The organism is Streptomyces sp. 5-10 (assembly GCF_014712245.1).
Classification (GTDB): domain Bacteria; phylum Actinomycetota; class Actinomycetes; order Streptomycetales; family Streptomycetaceae; genus Streptomyces; species Streptomyces violaceusniger.
On sequence record NZ_JACVYG010000258.1, the window covers coordinates 1 to 320 of the forward strand.

Here is a 320-nt window from a genome sequence, read left to right on the forward strand (position 1 = left end):
CCGCCAATCCTCTGCCTCCAGATCTACATGTTTAGACACTTCTACTAAGTTAACCCAGCACGGCCCGAAGGTCAGGGCGTTTAGGGCGAGCCTCTTTAGTTTTAACCCTTCGTCTTGAGACAAAGCTTCCGGGCGATTCTATCTCGAATGACACTGCAAAATCCTTTAGTTATAGACACCTATAGGAGCAGCGCAAGCAGACTTAAGCTGCTAGAGCGTAGTTATCGTCGTTTGCAACTATAACTGTGTAGTAATTGATTTACGTGATTCACTACACTCACGACATGCACCAAAGGGTTCGCAATCGGCGTCGAAGCCAA

Annotated in this window: 1 other RNA gene; it reads right to left on the reverse strand. The window is 47.2% G+C overall.

What is annotated here, in order from left to right:
- Nucleotides 1-320: a transfer-messenger RNA gene (gene ssrA, locus IEJ02_RS51590) on the reverse strand; the annotation flags it as partial.